Source organism: Neoaquamicrobium sediminum, assembly GCF_013240295.1.
In the GTDB taxonomy this organism is placed as follows: domain Bacteria; phylum Pseudomonadota; class Alphaproteobacteria; order Rhizobiales; family Rhizobiaceae; genus Aerobium; species Aerobium sediminum.
The window spans coordinates 2031052-2048532 of record NZ_JABETK010000001.1 but is presented as its reverse complement, the minus strand read 5'-3'; the positions used below and the strand labels follow the sequence as shown (position 1 = coordinate 2048532).

Annotated in this window: 16 protein-coding genes; 4 read left to right on the top strand and 12 right to left on the bottom strand. The window is 62.7% G+C overall.

Annotated features, from left to right (window positions below; all coding sequences use genetic code 11):
• Window positions 1–2: 2 nt before the first annotated feature.
• The 6 genes from pstC to HK436_RS09965 form a co-directional block, all read right to left on the bottom strand.
• Window positions 3–1373, bottom strand: coding sequence for a phosphate ABC transporter permease subunit PstC (pstC, locus tag HK436_RS09985; protein WP_173189285.1), 1371 nt, complete (start codon window positions 1371–1373; stop codon window positions 3–5).
• A 75-nt stretch (window positions 1374–1448) separates the two neighbouring features.
• On the bottom strand, window positions 1449–2489 hold the full coding sequence (locus tag HK436_RS09980) for a substrate-binding domain-containing protein (RefSeq protein ID WP_173189283.1): 1041 nt from the start codon (window positions 2487–2489) through the stop codon (window positions 1449–1451).
• Window positions 2490–2662: 173 nt separating this feature from the next.
• Entirely contained in the window at window positions 2663–5446 is a 2784-nt protein-coding gene (locus HK436_RS09975) for a response regulator (protein ID WP_312860579.1), read from the bottom strand.
• An 89-nt stretch (window positions 5447–5535) separates the two neighbouring features.
• Window positions 5536–6381: a PAS-domain containing protein gene (locus HK436_RS31285; RefSeq protein WP_312860536.1), complete on the bottom strand. Its 846-nt coding sequence runs from the start codon at window positions 6379–6381 to the stop codon at window positions 5536–5538.
• A 100-nt stretch (window positions 6382–6481) separates the two neighbouring features.
• Window positions 6482–6799 carry a PAS domain-containing protein gene (locus tag HK436_RS09970; RefSeq protein WP_173189281.1) on the bottom strand — a complete coding sequence of 106 codons (318 nt, stop codon included), beginning with the start codon at window positions 6797–6799 and terminating at the stop codon, window positions 6482–6484.
• 88 nt (window positions 6800–6887) lie between these two features.
• Entirely contained in the window at window positions 6888–7451 is a 564-nt protein-coding gene (locus HK436_RS09965; protein WP_244648641.1) for a sugar transferase, read from the bottom strand.
• A 307-nt stretch (window positions 7452–7758) separates the two neighbouring features.
• Between HK436_RS09965 and HK436_RS09960 the strand changes: the two genes are divergently transcribed.
• Together HK436_RS09960 and HK436_RS09955 are read left to right on the top strand one after the other, a co-directional pair.
• Window positions 7759–9642, top strand: coding sequence for a polysaccharide biosynthesis protein (locus tag HK436_RS09960; protein ID WP_173190085.1), 1884 nt, complete (start codon window positions 7759–7761; stop codon window positions 9640–9642).
• Complete coding sequence (locus HK436_RS09955) at window positions 9639–10592, top strand: NAD-dependent epimerase/dehydratase family protein (RefSeq protein ID WP_173189279.1); 954 nt, start codon at window positions 9639–9641, stop codon at window positions 10590–10592. The genes HK436_RS09960 and HK436_RS09955 overlap by 4 nt, the downstream gene beginning before the upstream one ends.
• A 2-nt stretch (window positions 10593–10594) precedes the next feature.
• Here the strand turns inward: HK436_RS09955 and HK436_RS09950 are convergent, their stop codons facing one another.
• Window positions 10595–11314 (bottom strand): O-antigen ligase family protein, encoded by a 720-nt coding sequence (locus HK436_RS09950; RefSeq protein ID WP_173189277.1) that lies wholly within the window; start codon window positions 11312–11314, stop codon window positions 10595–10597.
• A gap of 203 nt (window positions 11315–11517) precedes the next feature.
• Here HK436_RS09950 and HK436_RS09945 point away from each other — a divergent pair, with 203 nt between their 5' ends.
• Window positions 11518–12396 carry a hypothetical protein gene (locus tag HK436_RS09945; RefSeq protein WP_173189275.1) on the top strand — a complete coding sequence of 293 codons (879 nt, stop codon included), beginning with the start codon at window positions 11518–11520 and terminating at the stop codon, window positions 12394–12396.
• A 130-nt stretch (window positions 12397–12526) separates the two neighbouring features.
• On the opposite strand, the gene HK436_RS09940 is transcribed toward HK436_RS09945, so the two are convergent.
• The 3 genes from HK436_RS09940 to HK436_RS09930 form a co-directional block, all read right to left on the bottom strand.
• The gene (locus HK436_RS09940; protein ID WP_173189273.1) at window positions 12527–13087 is read right to left on the bottom strand and encodes a fasciclin domain-containing protein; all 561 of its coding nucleotides are present in this window, start codon (window positions 13085–13087) and stop codon (window positions 12527–12529) included.
• Between the two features lie 151 nt (window positions 13088–13238).
• The gene (locus HK436_RS09935; protein WP_173189271.1) at window positions 13239–13961 is read right to left on the bottom strand and encodes an anti-sigma factor; all 723 of its coding nucleotides are present in this window, start codon (window positions 13959–13961) and stop codon (window positions 13239–13241) included.
• Window positions 13958–14512, bottom strand: a complete 555-nt coding sequence (locus HK436_RS09930; protein ID WP_173189269.1) for a sigma-70 family RNA polymerase sigma factor — start codon at window positions 14510–14512, stop codon at window positions 13958–13960. Before HK436_RS09930 ends, HK436_RS09935 begins: the two co-directional genes overlap by 4 nt.
• A 119-nt stretch (window positions 14513–14631) precedes the next feature.
• Between HK436_RS09930 and HK436_RS09925 the strand changes: the two genes are divergently transcribed.
• On the top strand, window positions 14632–15501 hold the full coding sequence (locus HK436_RS09925) for a bile acid:sodium symporter family protein (RefSeq protein WP_173189267.1): 870 nt from the start codon (window positions 14632–14634) through the stop codon (window positions 15499–15501).
• Window positions 15502–15508: 7 nt separating this feature from the next.
• Here HK436_RS09925 and HK436_RS09920 read toward each other — a convergent pair whose 3' ends face one another.
• On the bottom strand, window positions 15509–16612 hold the full coding sequence (locus HK436_RS09920) for an ABC transporter ATP-binding protein (RefSeq protein ID WP_173189265.1): 1104 nt from the start codon (window positions 16610–16612) through the stop codon (window positions 15509–15511).
• Window positions 16613–16634: 22 nt separating this feature from the next.
• The gene (locus HK436_RS09915) at window positions 16635–17477 is read right to left on the bottom strand and encodes an SIS domain-containing protein (protein ID WP_312860535.1); all 843 of its coding nucleotides are present in this window, start codon (window positions 17475–17477) and stop codon (window positions 16635–16637) included.
• Window positions 17478–17481 lie beyond the last annotated feature (4 nt).

Genomic DNA, 17481 nt, shown 5'->3' with positions numbered 1-17481 from the left:
GGCTATTCGTACTGCTCCCGATAGCGGCGCACGATGTAGAGCGCGACAACGTTGAGGACGAGCGTCATCGCAAACAGCGTCAGCCCGAGTGCGAATGCGACGAGCGACTGCGGCGACGCGAAATCGGTATCGCCGGTGAGCTGATTGACGATGGTGACGGTGACGGTCGAAACCGGCTCGCCGGGATTGAGGCGAAGATAGGGACTGTTGCCGGCCGCAAGCACCACGATCATGGTCTCGCCGATGGCGCGGCTGACTGCCAGCAGGAACGCGCCGACGATGCCGGGCAGCGCTGCGGGCAGGATCACCCGCTTGATGGTCTCCGACTGCGTCGCGCCGAGCCCCAGCGAGCCGTCTCGCATGGCGCGCGGCACCTGCCGGATCACGTCGTCGGACAGCGACGAGATGAACGGGATGATCATGATGCCCATCACCACGCCGGCCGTCAGCGCACTGGTGGCGCGAATATCGATGCCGAGCGTGTTGCCGATGGCAGCCAGGAACGGACCGACCGTCACCAGCGCGAAGAAGCCGTAGACGATGGTGGGAATGCCCGCCAAAACCTCGACAATCGGCTTGACCGTGCTGCGCACCTTTGGCGGTGCGTATTGCGACAGGTAGATCGCGGTCATCAGGCCGATGGGCAGCGCGACGATCATCGCGATGGTCGCAACCATCAGCGTACCCCAGAGCAGCGGCAGCAGCCCGTAGTCGCCGGAACCCGAACCCACGGAAGAAAAGCGCGGATTCCACACCGTGCCGAAGAAGAAGTCGACCGGGCTGACGAAGGTGAAGAAGCGGATCGCCTCTGAAAGCAGCGAGGCAACGATGCCGACTGTCGTCAGGATGGCGACCACGGAACAGCCGATCAGCAGCACACGGACGACACCCTCGACCTCGTTGCGGGCGCGGAGCCGCGCGGTAATGCGCCGCCGCGCCATGAAGAGGCCAAGCGCGCCGGTACCCGCTGCGGCGGCAAGCACCACGGCATAGGTGAGCAACCGGAATTCGCGCAGCGCCTGCGCCGCGGCATTTTCCCACGGCGCGGTTTCGCCAAGCACACCGAAGCCGGTCTCGATCTGGCGGATGCGCGCAATCGCGCCTGCAAGGTCTGCTCCGGTCAGCGATGCGATCTCGGGCGGCAGTTGGGCAATGATGTATGCCCGTGTGGCAGTGGTGCCGAGCAGCGCCCACAGACCGAGAATGAGGAGGGCGGGCAGCAAGGCCCATATGGCTGCGAGGGAGCCGTGGTAGGAGGGGCGCGAATGGAGTTTGCTTCCACCCGTGACGAGCGATCGGCTGCGCGACCAGCCCATCTGGTAGGCGAAGCCAAGCAACACAAGCAGCAGGGCGGCAACGAGAGCTGTATTCACCGGATTCGTGCCCCAGACATCATCGAAAGGCTGAAAGGGCGAGGCGCCATGGAAGCGCCCCGCCCATTGCAGGCTCTACTGCAGGTCGGCAGCCGTAAGGGACTTGCCCTCGCGGAACGCGGCGAGAACCTCAGCGGTCTCTTCGGCCGGAGCCGGGATCATGCCGGCGCTTTCAAGCGTGCCGCCGAGGCCCGCCATTTGGTCGGACAAGAAGAACTCGACATATTCCTCGATACCGGGGATGACGCCGATGTGCTCGCCCTTCACGTAGAAGAACAGCGGACGCGAAACCGGATACTCGCCGGCGGCGATGGTCTCGAGCGACGGGGTCACGCCGGACATGGTCGCAACCTTGAGCGAGTCGCGGTTCTGGTCGTAGAAGCTCAGACCGAACACGCCGATTGTGTCCGGATTGGCCTGCAGGCGGGCCAGCGTCTCGGTGTAGTCACCGGCGATCTCGACCACGACATCCTGGCGCAGCGCGAGGCAGGCAGCCTCGAGAGCCTCTTTTTCCATTTCCGGCATGCCGGCATTCTCGCAGCCTTCGTGAACGACGCGCTCTTCGAAGACTTCGCGGGTGCCGTGGTTGGAAGCCGGGATCGCGACGGCGATCGGCTGGTTCGGCAGCGACTCGTCGACTTCGTTCCAGGTGGTGTAGGGGTTGTCGACCAGCTCGCCGTCGACCGGCACCTTGGCGGCGATCGCCTTGAAGACGTGGACCGGCTCGAGCGCGAAGTCTTCCTTGTCGGCGCCGGTGGCGAACACGATGCCGTCATAGCCGATCATGACTTCACGGATGTCCTTGACGCCGGCGGCGTTGCAGGCCTCGATCTCGCCGGCGCGGATGCGGCGCGACGCGTTGGCGATGTCGATGGTGTTTTCGCCGACGCCGCCACAGAACTGACGAAGGCCGCCCGACGAACCGCCGGAGCCGACGACAGGGGTCTTGAACTCGGGAAACGCGTTGCCGAACTCTTCTGCCACGATGCTGGCAAAGGGAAGAACGGTGGATGAACCGGCGATCTGGATCGTGTCGCGGGACTGCGCCGCAGCAACGCCGACCGATGCGGCAACAGCGATCGAAGCCGCCGACGCCGTGAGGAAGAATTTATTCATAGGGCCTACTCCTGCTCGGAATTCGGTTGGACGCCTTGACGCGTCGGGAGTGGCAATAACGGCCCTGTATGACAGTCGGATGACAGTTTTGCGTCAGTCGGATTAAACCCCGACCGCCGCGCGGAAAGCTCGAAAAATGTAAGAACGCCGCCGCCGGATAGCCGACGAAGGATTTATCCGGCCAGATGACCCGCCTGGAGCGTTCCGCCCATCCAGCGCTCGATCTTCTGCATCAATGTCTTGGGGCTGATCGGCTTGGAAAGATAGTCGTCCATGCCGGCTTCGAGGCAACGTTCGCGGTCACCCTTGAGCGCATGTGCGGTCACGCCGATGATCGGCACATGCTCGCCCGACAAGGCCTCGAGCTCCCGGATCTTGGCCGTGGCTTCCAGGCCGTTCATTTCGGGCATGGAGACGTCCATGAGGATCATGGACGGCTTCAGGGTGCGATAGCCTTCGACTGCCTGCTTGCCATTGCTGACGATCTCGTAGCTATGGCCGGTTTCACCGAGTATCTGGGTGAAGACGAGCTGGTTCACCTCGTTGTCTTCGGCAACGAGAATGTCGATGCGGTGTTCACCAGTTGCGGGTCGGCGCGCGATGCGCAGTTCGGGCCGCGGGGCCGCCACGGCGGGGACCGCTGCTTCCAGTGCAGGCGCAGGAGCTGCCTCTGCTGCCGGATCTGGGGCGTGTCCCCGAAATTTCTGGATCGCCGACACGAGCGCTTCAAGCAATGCAGACGACCGGGCGGGTTTGATGAGATGTGCGTCTATGTCGAGGCTGCGGTATGTCGCCTGACCGAGCGACTGGTCGACCGACGTCAGCATCACGATAGGCGTTCCGGCGATCTGCGGCGTTGCCCTGATCACGCGGGCGACGTCGCCCCCGGTCATGCCAGGCATCTGGTAGTCGAGAACAACGCAGTCGACGTGCAGCCCCAACCCCGCCACGGCGTTGAGCACGGAGATGCCCTCCTGACCGCTTTGAGCCGCGCAAGCGTCGAAGCCCCAGCTTCCAAGCTGCTCAAGCAGAATCGTCCGGTTCACCGCATTGTCGTCGATCACGAGGACCCTCGCCCCGGAAACATCGATCGGCATGGCCCTTTCCTTTCCGGATTTTCCGGCCCGCGGCAGCATCATCGTGAACCAGAATGTTGAACCTTCGCCTTCCCTGCTGTTCACTCCCATCTCGCCGTCCATCATCGCAACGAGGCGCGAAGTGATGGCGAGGCCCAGACCGGTGCCTTCATGCCGCCGGGTCGAGGACGCATCGACCTGGCTGAATTTGTCGAAAACCTGAGCCAGCTTGTCTTCCGGAATGCCGATACCGGTGTCAGTCACCGACACGCGAAGCGTCGTATCGTTACCGGCTTCCTCGCCGGTGACATCGACCAGCACGTGGCCCGAATCCGTGAATTTGACTGCATTACCGAGCAGATTGGTGATGATCTGACGGATCCGGCCGACATCGCCGACGTAATGATCATGCAGCCCCGGCTGCACCCGCACGATCAGCTCCAGATCCTTTTCCTTTGCGCGTGCGGAAACCAGCGTCGCAACATCCTCGATCGCTTCGGCCAGATGGAACGGCGCGGGATCGAGCACCAGCTGCCCGGCATCGATCTTGGAAAAGTCGAGGATGTCGTTGATGATCGTCAGCAGCGCATTGCCGGATTTCACGATGATGTCGGTGAATGTCTTCTGGCGCGAATCCAGGTCGGACTTGGCAAGCAGTTCGGCCATGCCCAGCACGCCATTCATGGGCGTCCTGATCTCATGGCTCATATTGGCGAGAAACTCGGATTTCGCGCGATCGGCCAGCACGGCCTTGCGCTGCGCCTCCTGCAGTTCGGCCTCGCGCTGCTTGAGTTCGGTGATGTCGGTGCTCGACCCGATGAGGTGAACCTTGCCGTTGCCCCCGACAAGCCGGCTTTTCTTCGCGATAAGCTGGCGCACCGTGCCGTCTCGCCGCGTAAGCATTTCCTCGGTCTCATCCATTATGCCGGATTCGAGCACCTTCAGGTCACGACCGGCGAACCCCTCGCCCTCCTCGCCGAAGAAGTCCCGGTCCGTCTTGCCAAGCGCCTCTTCCTTGGCAACACCGGTGATCTCGCACCAGGCCTTGTTGACGAATTCGAACGCGAGCGCATCCGTTTTCACGTAGGTGGAAACAGGCAAGTCGTCGAGTACATGCTTGAAAAGCTCGATCTGCTCCATGCTCGCCTTGAGCGCGGCTTCGCGATCCTTCAGATCGGTGATGTCGAGCCGGATGCCAATGAACGATCCATCGGGCATCCGCGTATCGAGCGCCTGATACCAGCGCCCGTCCGGGTTCCGGCGCTCGAAGACGGCATGCGGAAGCTCATGGCGTCGCATGTATCCTGCGACCCATCCCTCGTAGTCGCTGTCGTAAAGAGCATCGACCTCCGGATCGCCGCACGCACGGAAATAGCCGAAGCTGTGTCCGAGCTCGATGGCCTCGCGATAGGTGCACCCGCGCTGCCACGTCGGCACCAGTTCGGGAAGCATGTCCTGCAGCATTCGGTTGGCAAGCACGAACCGGTCGTTGCTGTCATAGATGATGACGCCGGCGGGGAACGATTCCAGCACACCAGCGAGGTAGTCGCGCGCTTTCTGGCTCTCCCGCTCGCGCCGCTTCATCTCCGTCACGTCGAAAATCGAGCCGGCGATGTAGTCGCGACCGCTGGCGGTGCGCACCCGGTTCTTGCGCACGATCCGCGAGCCCTCGCTGCCCGAGACGTCGAAGTCCTCCTGGACTTCGTAGATTTCGCCGGTCCTCAAGACCTGCTTTTCGCTATCTTCGAACAATCCGGCATTGTCGGCGCCAACGATATCCGCGGCGCCCCGTCCGATCAGTTCGCCGGGCGTCGCATCATGGAACGCCGCGAAGGCTTCGTTGACCATTACGAAATTGAGCTTTTCGTCCTTGACGAAGATCGGATTGGGAACGCTGTTGATGACTGCCTCGGCCAGGCGCGCCTGCTCCAGCGCCTTGGCAAGCTGTTCTTCACGATCCTTGATCGCAGTTATGTCGAAATAGGAGACAAGTCGCTTGCCGCCGGAAGAATTGTCACCGAATAGATGAGTGTCTGGCCGTCGCCACGCTGGAACTCCCTTGGCTCTACCCCTTCGCCCCTGATCTCGTCGAGACGGTAGGCGACATAATCCTCCCACTCCTGATCGGCGACCTTGTAAATCCCTGTATGCCGGTTGATGTCCATAAGGGCACGAAACGGGCTCCCGACGGAAACATCGTCCGGCGTAAGTTTCCAGATGTCGTAAAAGGCCTTGTTGATCATCTCCGCGTTGAGCTCTGGATCGAGCAGAACCACGCCCATATCCAGAGAGTCGAGCGTGCTCTGCAAGTCGCCAAGCAGGGTTTCAGCCTGCTTCTTCGCCTTATCGAGCTCAGCCTCGCGGCGTTTGAATTCGGTGATATCCTTGCGGATGCCGACGCGGTCGCCATTCTCGGCAAGGATGTCGCGCCGCAGCATCCAGCGGCCGTCATGGGTCTGGAAGACAATATCCTGCCCGAGTTCCGCAGAGCGGTTGACGACCAGTTCCTCGACCCACGCCTCCTCGCGTCCCTTCGCTTCTTCGACAATTCCAGTCTGCGCGAAGTCGAGTAGCAATTCGCGAAAACCGCGCCCAGTCCGGAGATTGGGTAGGAATGCAAACTGCCTTGCAAACGCTGTGTTGAACGCCAGCAGCCGGTCGGACTTGTCCCATATGACAAAGCCGTCGCTCAGCGCGTCGATGGCAGCCTGCATACGGCTTCGTGCCTGCTCGGCCTCCACACGCGCGGCATCCAGAGCCGAATCGGCTCCGCCGGGTGGGGTCGCGCCGCCCAGCGTTTCAGCCAATGCGGTCACATTGCGTCCTACCCCCGGTAGCCGACGAAAGTCCCATCCGTATCAGCCCTGGGCACGCCTGAAATGGAAAGCAATCGCCGGTTGCCGCCGGCGTCGCGGATCAAATAGACATAGCCCGCAAACGGCCGCTTGGCTCGCAGATCGTCAAGCTGGCTGCCATGTTGATCGTCCGCCCGAGTACCTTCAAGCAGCGATCGAGCCTCGACCGGCCAAGTACACGAGCCGGATCGATACCGGTCGCCTCGCGATAGCCTTCCGACAGATGGGTGATCCGGTGCTGCGCATCGGTCTCCCAGAACCAGTCAGCCTCCAGCGAAAGGAGCGCAACGGCATCCGTCCCGGCGTTTTCGCCGGGCCCGCCGCTACTGCTCGCCGCTTCAGTCGTCTCGGGTGCGCCCCGCCCCTCCCGTACTACCACCGGTAGAGCTCTCCGTACGCAGATTGATGCAGGGTGAATTCTGCACCGGAAGGCTTAACGAGATGCTAACCATAAATATGGCGGTGACTTAAAGGATCGTGCGCACGATCAGCCGCAGGTCTTCGCGCAACGAAATCGCGTGCATGTATTCAGCATCGGTCTCCGCGCAGCGTTGCGGATTGGACATGTCGATGCCGCGCACCTGGGCGAGGCCGGTAATGCCTGGCCTGAGTGAAAAGATCCCCAGCGTCCTGCGATGGCGGACCAGTTCTTCCTGTCCAGGAAGGCACGGGCGCGGGCCGACCATGCTCATCTGCCCGATCACCACATTCCAAAGTTGAGGCAATTCGTCGATCTTGAAGCGCCGGAGAAACGCGCCGAGCGGTGTGATGGCGGAAACGGCGACCTCATGTGTAGCTACATGCGGTGTGTTCACATACATCGTCCGCAACTTATAGCAGCGGAATGGCTGCTCGTGCCGGCCGACCCGTTCCTGGGCGAAGATTGCAGGTCCCTGCGATGTTGCACGGATCAACGCCATCGCCACCAGCACGATCGGCGCCGCGACCACAAGACCCGGCAGTGCCAGAGCGAGGTCGAACATGCGCTTGACGAGAGCGGGCTGGTCCATCTGAACTGCGGCTTCCTTCATCGTCTCGCCATAGCAGCAATGATGCATATAGCACAGGCCCGTACAGCAGCCCGACGCTGCCTGGACCGCCGTTGTTGCCTTCCTGTTGTGAATTGGCTATCTGGCGAGGTGGAGGAAGCCAAGGAAGATGATCGCGAAACGCTGCGGCATCGCACAATTTCAAGGCTTTCGGGGGCGTGACGGTGGGTGCGCGACTTGAGCAAGGAGTTGCCGTCTTTATCGAGGTGGCAAGTGCCTGGCCGTCCTTGGGGATGGTTGAACGGCGTGATCAGAACGCGATACGAGTAGCTGAAGCCCGGGCATGAAGATGTTTGCCGTATCGCCAGCGCTGAACCGCCTGCGGGATCGGATTTCGCGAAGCTCGCGCAACCGCAAGCGCTGGGTGCTGATCCTCTTCGATGCGGTCGCCTTGACGTTTCTGTGCTGGCTCAGCTTCTCGCTGCGCTTTGGCGAGCCTTTCCGGCCAAACCCCTCTCAGGTCTTCATCATCCTCGCAGCTCCAGCCCTTGCGATACCCATTTTCGCGCGCATGGGCCTTTATCGAGCGGTGCTGAAATATCTTCCCGACCGCGCCGTATGGACCATCATGCAGGTCGTGACGCTGGCTGTGCTGAGCTGGGTCGCACTCGCGTTCCTGACGGCCATGACCGGGGCACCTGGCGTTCCCCGCAGCATCCCCGCGGTGTTCTGGGTCCTTTCGATCCTGACGATCACGGGCAGCCGTTTCGGCGCCAAGTGGTTGATCTGGCGGACCAGCCGCGCGAGCAAGGGGCTGACCAAGACGCTGATCTACGGCACAGGCGATGCCGCGACGCAGCTCGCAGGAGCGTTACGTTCGGCGGGCGAGCGCGAGGTCATCGGCTTCATCGGCAAGGATGCCTCGCTGCATGGCCTCGACGTGCTCGGCATCCGCGTCTACGCGCCTAGCGAACTGAAGCGCCTGGTGACGAATATCGGCGTCGAGGAAATCATCGTCACCACGCCGACCCTTGCGGGGCAGGACGGTCGTGAACTGATTGCCGAGATCGGCACTGCCCCCGTCAACATCAGGATCCTGCCGTCCATCGTCGACCTGGCGGAAGGCAAATATATCGTCAGCCGTGTTCGCGACATCGACATAGACGACCTGCTCGGCCGCTCGCAGGTGCCGGCCGACCCGGCGCTGCTGCGAGGCATGATCGAGGGGCGGTCGCTGATGGTGACGGGTGCGGCAGGCTCCATCGGCTCGGCTCTCTGCCGCATCATAGCGCAGCTCAAGCCGGCACGACTGGTTCTGCTGGATACCAACGAACACGGCCTTTACCAGATAGGCCGGGAGTTGCAGCGCGAGGCGCTCTTCCCGCTGGTGACGGTGCTCGGCTCGATTACGGATGGCGACCTTGTTCGTCGCATCATCCGCGAGAACGACATCGAGACGATCTATCATTGCGCCGCCTACAAGCATGTTCATCTCGTGGAGCAGAACAGCCTCGAAGGCATCCGCAACAACGTGCTCGGCACGGAATCGCTGGCTAGGGCGGCAACTGATTGCGGCGTCCGCAACTTTATCCTGATCTCGTCGGACAAGGCGGTGCGCCCGGCGAGCGTCATGGGCGCGACGAAGCGCTGGGCGGAGAAAATCGTCCGCTATCATGGCGTGAGGACGCTGGATAAGCCCTATGAACGGAATTTCGCCTGCGTCCGCTTCGGCAATGTGATCGGATCCAGCGGGTCCGTGATCCCGCTATTCAAGGAACAGATCGCCAATGGCGGCCCGGTGACGATCACCGACGAGAAGATGACCCGCTATTTCATGTCCGTGCGCGAGGCGGCGGAATTGATCGTGCAGGCGGGCGCGCTCTCCGAGAGCGGCGACATCCTGCTCCTGGAGATGGGCGATCCGATCCGCATCCGGGATCTTGCCGAGGATATGATTGCCCTTGCGGGCCTCAGTGTGCGCGATGCGCGCAATCCCGAGGGCGATATCGAGATCGTCACAATCGGCATGCGCGAGGGCGAAAAGCTCCATGAGGAGCTTTTCTACAATCCCGAGGGTGTGACACCGACCGCTCACTCGAAGATCCTGCGCGCGCACAGGATGAACGGCAGTGGCGATACCGTTCCCGACATGCTGGCCGAACTGAGCGGCGCCGTGGCGAACGCGGACCGCAAGGCCGCCGTCGAGGTTCTGTTCAGATATACGGAAAAATGAGCGGAGACCGGTCCGAGAAGGTGCTTGTCACCGGGGCCAGCGGCTTCATCGGACGTGCCGTGACAGCGCATCTGCGAAGCGGCGGCTATCAGGTACGCGCCGCCTCGCGGAACCCCGATCAGTTCGACCTGCCGCAGGAAGACCGGGCGCTGATGCCGGCCGCAAAAGACGGCGCCGGAGCATGGGATCAGCTTGTTTCCGGCGTCGACCACGTCGTCCATTGTGCCGGCATTGCGGATGCATCGGCCGGTTTGGGATACGACGACTATCGCGTCGCCAATGTCGATCTTTCAGTTCAACTCGCAAAGGCGGCTCGGCGCCATGTGCCTGGGCGATTTGTCTTTCTCTCGTCGATCCGCGCCATCACTGGCCCGACATCCCCGGAAGTGCTGACCGAGAGTTCCCCTGCCCGGCCCAGTGACGACTACGGGCGTTCGAAGCTCGAGGCGGAGGAGAAGCTCGCTGAAATCTTCGCCGCCGACAGCCGACAGCTCGTTACGTTCCGACCGGTCGCGGTCTATGGTGAAGGCATGCGCGGCGGGCTTGCCGGCCTGCTTCGCCTCGCACATACACCCTTTCCGCTTCCGCTCGGCGGGATCCAGGCTCGCAGATCCTTGCTCGACGTCGAACGGCTCGGCGCGGCGGTCCTACATTGTCTGTCGAACCCGGTCGCCGACGGCAACTACATCGTCAGCGACAGCAGTCCACTCACATTAGCCGGGATCGTTGCCACCATGCGCGAGGGGAACGGGCGGAGCCCTGGCATTTTCACGGTTTCCGAGCCTCTGCTTGCGGGTCTGTCGGCAATGGTCGGGCGGCGCGACCTATGGCAGCGGCTGTCCGGACCGCTGGTAGTCTCACCGGATCGATTGGCAGCGACGGGGTGGCAGCCGGCCGACGATACCAGCAGACGCCTTGCGGCATACATGGCCGGGCGGCAGGCGAACTGAGTTCAGTCCTCGGACGGCATCGGGGCCTTAGCACCGTCTCGCACCCGCATATCCGTAATGCTGGCTGCCACCAGAATGGCGGAGAAGATGTAGAAGGCATCCATGATGTCGTGCTTGAACATGATCTGGGTCAGGCCGCACAGACCGAATATAAGGCTGACCTGCAACGCCAGGAAAAAGCGCTTGCGGTGACGTATGTCCCGCGGGGCGCGCCACGCAACGAAGACCGGCACGATCAGCACCGCAATCACCGCGCCAAGGACGACGATTCCGCCGTCAATCGCAAAGGTGATAAATGCATTGTGGGCGTGGCTATAATGCTGGACAGGCAAGCCGTCGCGCAGCAGCAGCTCGGAAACCTTCGCCATGCGATTCTGGATGCCGTGACCCCAAAGCGGCGACTCGCCTATTGCACTCCATCCCGCGATCCACAGACGCAACCGCTCGCCGATATTGGCCGAGTTTTCGCCGGAGACCACGCTGTTGAGCTCTTCGACGGTAAGCAACAGGCGGTCGGCGATAAGGTCGGCCGCGCCATAGAGCGCGGCGGCGACGGCGACGGCAAGGCCAAGCCAAGCCACCCGCGTAGCATTGGTCAACCGCTGACGCGGCGCATAGATGACGATGACGATCAGCACGCCGATAGCCACGATGGCCACCCCTCGCGTCAGCGACAGAACGACCGCAAGCAGACCGGCAACGATGCCCGCGACGGCCAGCATGCGGTAGTTCCTGCGTGGATCGTCAAGGTTGAGGCTCGCGATTGCGGCAAGGCATAGAGATATGATGCCGAAGACGGCCGCGTTCCCAGCTCCTCCTTCGGCCCGTTGATCGAACCCCACGACCTGGACGAGACCGATAATAAGCGCTCCAACCGCGCCAACCGCGGCTCCAACCGCGAATATGTGCAGATAATCAAGATCGGGTGTGGCTCGCAGCCGCGTATCACAACCCAGACCGAAAGAAACGGCAGCAGCCAAAGCGTATGCCATGGGATCTGCTCCAGGTTCTCGCCGAACAGAGCGGTTGCAAGCACCAGCCCAACGAAGGCGGTAAACGTCCACGCGACAAGCCGGTCACCGGGAGTGAGATGAAACTCGAACCGCCGGAATGCGAGGGATATGACAGCCCAGACCATGAAGCTGACGAGCATCACCGAGATCGCACTGCCGGCGACCGCGGGAAGTGCGCCCATCAGAAAGACCGAGATCGCGTTGTTGCGCTCGAAGGCATTCTTGTACGTCAAGCTATTTCCGATACGACCTGTCTTCCCGCCCGTGACATGCCACCCTGTCGCGGCCAGGCAGCTTCGATTGCAATCGGCCCCTCTGGCGTCATTACGGAACTGACCAGCCTTGCGCAAGCCATTCCATGGGAGAATGACGCTGCAACTTCGAGGACCGGCCTAATGGGAAAATTCAAGAACGCCACGCTCGCTGCGGCATTGCTTGCGCTAAGCGGCTGCTCAACCGTCGAAACGGGTTGGATTCACGAATTGACACCGGCAGACATCGAAGTGACGAAAGCAACCGTTTCCGGCCATCTTCTCGACCCGCGCTCCGCCCATTGGAGCCACATGATCGCAGTGCGCGACAATGCCTATGGCGACGTGACCGTGTGTGGCATGGTCAACTCGAAAGCGATCAACGGTGGCTATCCGGGCATGCGACCCTACCGCGTTCTGCTGCAGGGTGGTTCGTCGCAGTTGGTCAGCCTCGCACCGCCGATCCGCCTGTGGGACAACGCTGCCCATCATCGCGGTTGCAAGCCGCACGTGACCAGTGAGCGCAGATACGTCAAATAGAAATCGGATACAGAAAAGGCCCGGGACAGCGTCCCGGGCCTCTTCCTGTCATCGCGCAGGTATCTGCCGGCTTGATTTGCGGCGCTGAAGGGTCGGGTAGCGACGCTCCGCCGGCCTGCGACCCCCGCAATTAGCCAGCGGGCAGCAGAACCTTGTCGATGACATGGATGACGCCGTTGGACTGGTCCACATCGGCGATTGTGACGGTGGCCACACCGCCGGTCTCGTCGGTCAACGTGATCTTGTCGCCGTCCATCTTGGCCTGCAGCGTGCAGCCGCCCACCGTCTTCACCGGGTGATCGCCATTGTCGTCGGCAATCATCTTGCCGATTGCGTCGGACATCGCATCCGCAGCCACGACATGGCAGGTCAGAACCTTGGCGAGCTGGTCCTTGTTCTCGGGCTTCAGCAGTTCATCGACCGTGCCGGCCGGAAGTGCTTCGAAAGCTTCGTTGGTCGGCGCGAAAACCGTGAACGGTCCTTCGCCCTGCAGCGTCTCGACGAGGCCGGCGGCCTTGACCGCTGCGACGAGCGTGGTGTGGTCGGCCGAGTTCATCGCGTTCTCGACGATGTTCTTGTCCGCATACATGGCGGCACCGCCGACCATCGGGTTGTCCTTGGCGAAGGCGAAGCCTGCAACCGAAGTGGCGGCAAATGCGCCAGCGAGGATGGTGGATGTGATCTTGTGCATGTCCTGATACTCCTCTCGAATTTTCAATCCCTCTGATGGGGACGCACAGAGCTACGGACACCACTTTCCGGAAGTTTCAGACATTGTGAAAAAAGATGCGGGCGATTGATCTCGGGCGCGACAGGCAGCAGCCGGAAAGACGTTAAGTCGCTTAGATGGAGCGCAGGTCGCCCGCCGCCACGACCGGTCCCGTCGGCTGGCCGGTCGGCGAACCGCCTTCCGGCTCCAGGCTGATCGCAAAGAGCGCGCCGGACGCAATCATCTGACGGTGCGCCGGCGCCACGGGAACATGCACGCTGGCACCGACCGGCACCACACCGAGCGACACCGGAGCCGCATTGCCCTCGATCAACCAGAGTTCGAAATCGCGCCCCTGCGCCCTGTCGCCTGTCACATGGGACAGGCCGATGTCGCCGGAGTGTCCATCGTAAACCGCAAGATAGCGCACGTCGGTCCCGTCATCTGCCAGCGACGCCACAAGACGTGGCGCAGCCTCTGGCACTGCCGCAGGCTGCAAAAACGGCAGGGCGATCGCGATGGCAAGAGCAGCTACAGCCGCACCGGCAAGGCCCCGCCAGAAGGCAAGGCTCTCAGAGAAACTGGGCCTAGGCTTCGGCTTACGATCCGGCCGCTCGAACAATCGAGCGTCGACAAGCGTCTTGAGCGAGGCAGGCGGCTCAACATCCTCGTACCCCGCGTTAAGGGGCGAAAGCCGCTCCTCCCAGGCGCCAACGAGGATGGAAAACGCTGCGTCTTCCTCGATACGCCGCGCGACGGCCAGCCGCTCGTCGCCAGGCAACACGCCCAGAACGTACTCGGCGGCGAGTGCATCGTCGCCTCCGTGTTCCAGATCTCTGTCGTCAGCCGGCGTCATCGCTCCAGGCATTCCTTCAACTTCATCAGGCTGCGTCGCAGCCAGGTTCGCATCGTGTTGAGCGGCACCGAGAAACGCTCGGCAAGCTCTGCATAGCTATCGCCGTTCAGATAGGCTGCTCGCACAGCCGCTGCCCTGTCCTGCTCCAGCTCCTGGAGGCAGGAATGAATTCTATCCCGCTCGCCGCCCGCAACCGCCTCCGCTTCCGGGTCCGGCTTTTCGTCCGGCACCTCGAGCGCGGCATCGATCGCCGTCGTCCGCTCACGACGCGCGCGTATCCGGTCGATCGAATGGTTCCGCGCTATCGCGACGAGCCACGAGATCGGGCTCAGCTCGGATACCGCGAAACGATCCGCCTTGGTCCATATCTTGACGTAGACGTCCTGCAACGCTTCCTCAGCCTCACCCCGGTCGCTCAAGACACGAAGGCAAACGCCGAAGAGTTTCGCGCTCGTTCGTCGGTAAAGCAAATCGAATGCCGCCCTGTCCTTCATGGACACGCGAACGATAAGCTTGGTGATGTCCTGCGAGGTGGGCCTGGGTGACGTCATCGGATGATCAAGCTAGCGCGTCCCGCCGTCATTGCAATGGTCCGCTGTGCATTCGCCGCATGGTAAGACTTCATAGATGACTTTCCGCTAATATTCGCGCCGAAATCGGGGATGGTCATATGCAATCCAGTCTGGCCTTGAGTGTCGGCCTGCCGGCGGCGCTCGTCATTATCATGCTGGGGCTCGGGCTGTCCCTCAGGCTCGAGGATTTCACGCGCGTCCTCGCCAGGCCATGGCCGGTCGTCATCGGCCTTTTCTGCCATATCCTGCTTCTACCCGCACTCTGTTTCGCGCTCGTGAAGGTCGCCGGCGTGCCCGCGGCCGTCGCCATGGGCATGATGCTGCTGGCGGCAAGCCCCGGCGGCACATCTGCCGCTCTCTACACGCACCTCGCGCGCGGCGACGTCGCCCTCAGCCTGTCCATGGCGGCATTCACCTCGATGCTGGCGCTGCTGACGCTGCCGGTCATCGTCAACCTGTCGCTTTTCGCTTTCTATAATGAAACGACCGATGTCCGGCTGGAAATCGTGCAGGTCTTGCAGATTTTCGCCATCGCAATCGTGCCGGCACTCATCGGCGTTTTCATTCGCAGCCGGTACCCAGACCTCGCCGCAAAGCTCGACCGACCGGTGAAGGCGCTCGCCACGATCTTCCTGGCTCTGGTCGTGATCTTCGCGCTCATCAGCCAGTGGAGCCTGCTCTCCTCCTGGGGGCCGACCGTCGGCACTGTCGTAGTTGCCTTCAACCTGATCGCGCTGGCAGTCGGGTATTTCCTGCCGCGCTTGCTGGGCGTCGAACGACGCCAGGCCGTCGCGCTCTCCATGTCGATGAGCATCCGCAATGCCGCGCTTGTCATCGCGCTGGCGATGAGCGAATTCATGCTCAACGATCCCGAGCTCGCCATTCCGCCTGCCGCATACGGGCTCGTCGCCTACATCGTCGGCGGCATCGCGGTCTGGATCATGAACCGGCGGCAGCCGGCACTGTAGCGGGCGATCAGGCGTTGCGCGGCCATGCCCGCAGCGCCTGCCCGTCCGTCCCGAACAGATGAACCCGGTCGAGCGGAAAGCCGACCCTGATCGCGTCACCGACCTTGATGGGCGAGCTTGCTTCCGCACGGGCAACGATCATCGTCCCTGTCGTGGTCCGCAGTTCAAGCAGGCTCTGGTCTCCCAGCCTTTCGACAAGTTCGACCGCTGCGTCGATGGCGCAATCCCCGGCACCGGCTGGAACGAGATGTTCGGGTCGAATGCCGAGTGTCACGGCAGCGCCCTCTGCGAGATGTGTCCCATCCTCGACCGGAACGACGAGTTCGCCGGTCTCCTCGCTTGTCACCCGCAGGCCGCTTCCGTCGCGCCCGACAACGCTTGCGGCGATGAAGTTCATTTTCGGCGAGCCGATGAAACCGGCCACGAACAGGTTGCGCGGACGTTCGTAGAGCTCGATCGGGCTGCCGATCTGCTGGGCGACGCCGCCGTCGAGCACGACGATGCGGTCGGCGAGCGTCATCGCCTCGACCTGGTCGTGCGTGACGTAGATCATCGTCGCCTTGAGGTCGGCGTGCAGCTTGGCGAGTTCGCGCCTGGTGCTTACCCGCAGCGCCGCGTCGAGGTTGGAAAGCGGCTCGTCGAACAGGAACACCTTGGGATTGCGCACGATGGCGCGGCCGATCGCCACCCGCTGGCGCTGGCCGCCTGAAAGCTGGTGCGGCCTGCGCTCCAGCAGGTGCTCCATCTGCAGGATGCGGGCGGCCTCGCGGATCTTCGTGTCGATCTCGCTTTTCGGCCGCCCGGCCAGCTTCAGGCCGAACGCCATGTTCTGATAGACGGTCTTGTGCGGGTAGAGCGCGTAGGACTGGAACACCATGGCGATGCCGCGATCCTTCGGCGCGCGCGTATTGCAGCGCTCACCGTCGATGAACAGATCGCCGCCGCTGATCTCCTCCAGCCCCGCGATCATCCGCAGTAGGGTCGACTTGCCGCAGCCGGACGGGCCGACGAAGACCACGAACTCGCCATCCGCGATGTCGAGGTCGATGCCCTTGATGACCTCGACCGAGCCATAGGTCTTCTCGATGTTGCTGAGCTGCAGCGTCGCCATGCGGCAATAATCCCTGTGTTCGTCAGACGGTCTCGGTGACCTTCTTGAGATGCATCGGCCGGTCGGGATCGTGGCCGCGCAGGCGTGACAGCCGCTCGGCAAAGACATAGAAGGACACCGCCTGCACCGGAGCCACTAGCGCCGGATGCGGTGCGCGTGCCGCCGGCAGCGAATTCTTCTCCGCCTGCTCCTGGTCGACAAGCCAGACGTCGGCGCCGGCCTGCGCCATCTTTTGCGCGGTGTCGAGCACGCCAGCGCGCGCGACGTCGCCGGGTACGAAGGTGAGCACTTTCAGCCCCTCGCCAGCCAGCACCAGCGGACCGTGCATTGCCTCCGCACTGCTGAACCCCTCGGCGTGGAGCGCGCAGGTTTCCTTGAACTTCAGTGCTGCCTCTGCCGCAATCGTCAGACCCGGGCCACGGCCGAGGCAGTATGCGGACTCCGCCGCAACAAAGGCCTCGTCCGCCGCGCTCCAATCGCAGCGCAAAGCGTCTGCGAAAGCGTCGGGCAGCATTGCAAGCGCGCGCGTCAACTCCTCGTCACCGGTCCATTCCGCGACGATCGCCGCCATGGCAACGAGCGAAGCGACATAGCTCTTGGAGGCGGCGACCGCCTTTTCCGGACCAGCCAGCAGTGGCGCCACATGCTCGCTGACGCTCGCGGCGGGCGAGCCCTCGGCATTGAGCAGCGCGACGGTGACGGCTCCGCTCTTCCGCCCGGCCTCGAGCAGCGCCAGCAGGTCCGGGCTGGCGCCGGATTGCGAGACGGCAAACAGTGCCGCCTGCTCCAGATGCAGCGGCGCCTTGTAGATCGAGGCCACCGACGGCCCGATGGACGCGACCGGCAGACCGAGCCGCGTTTCCACCAGA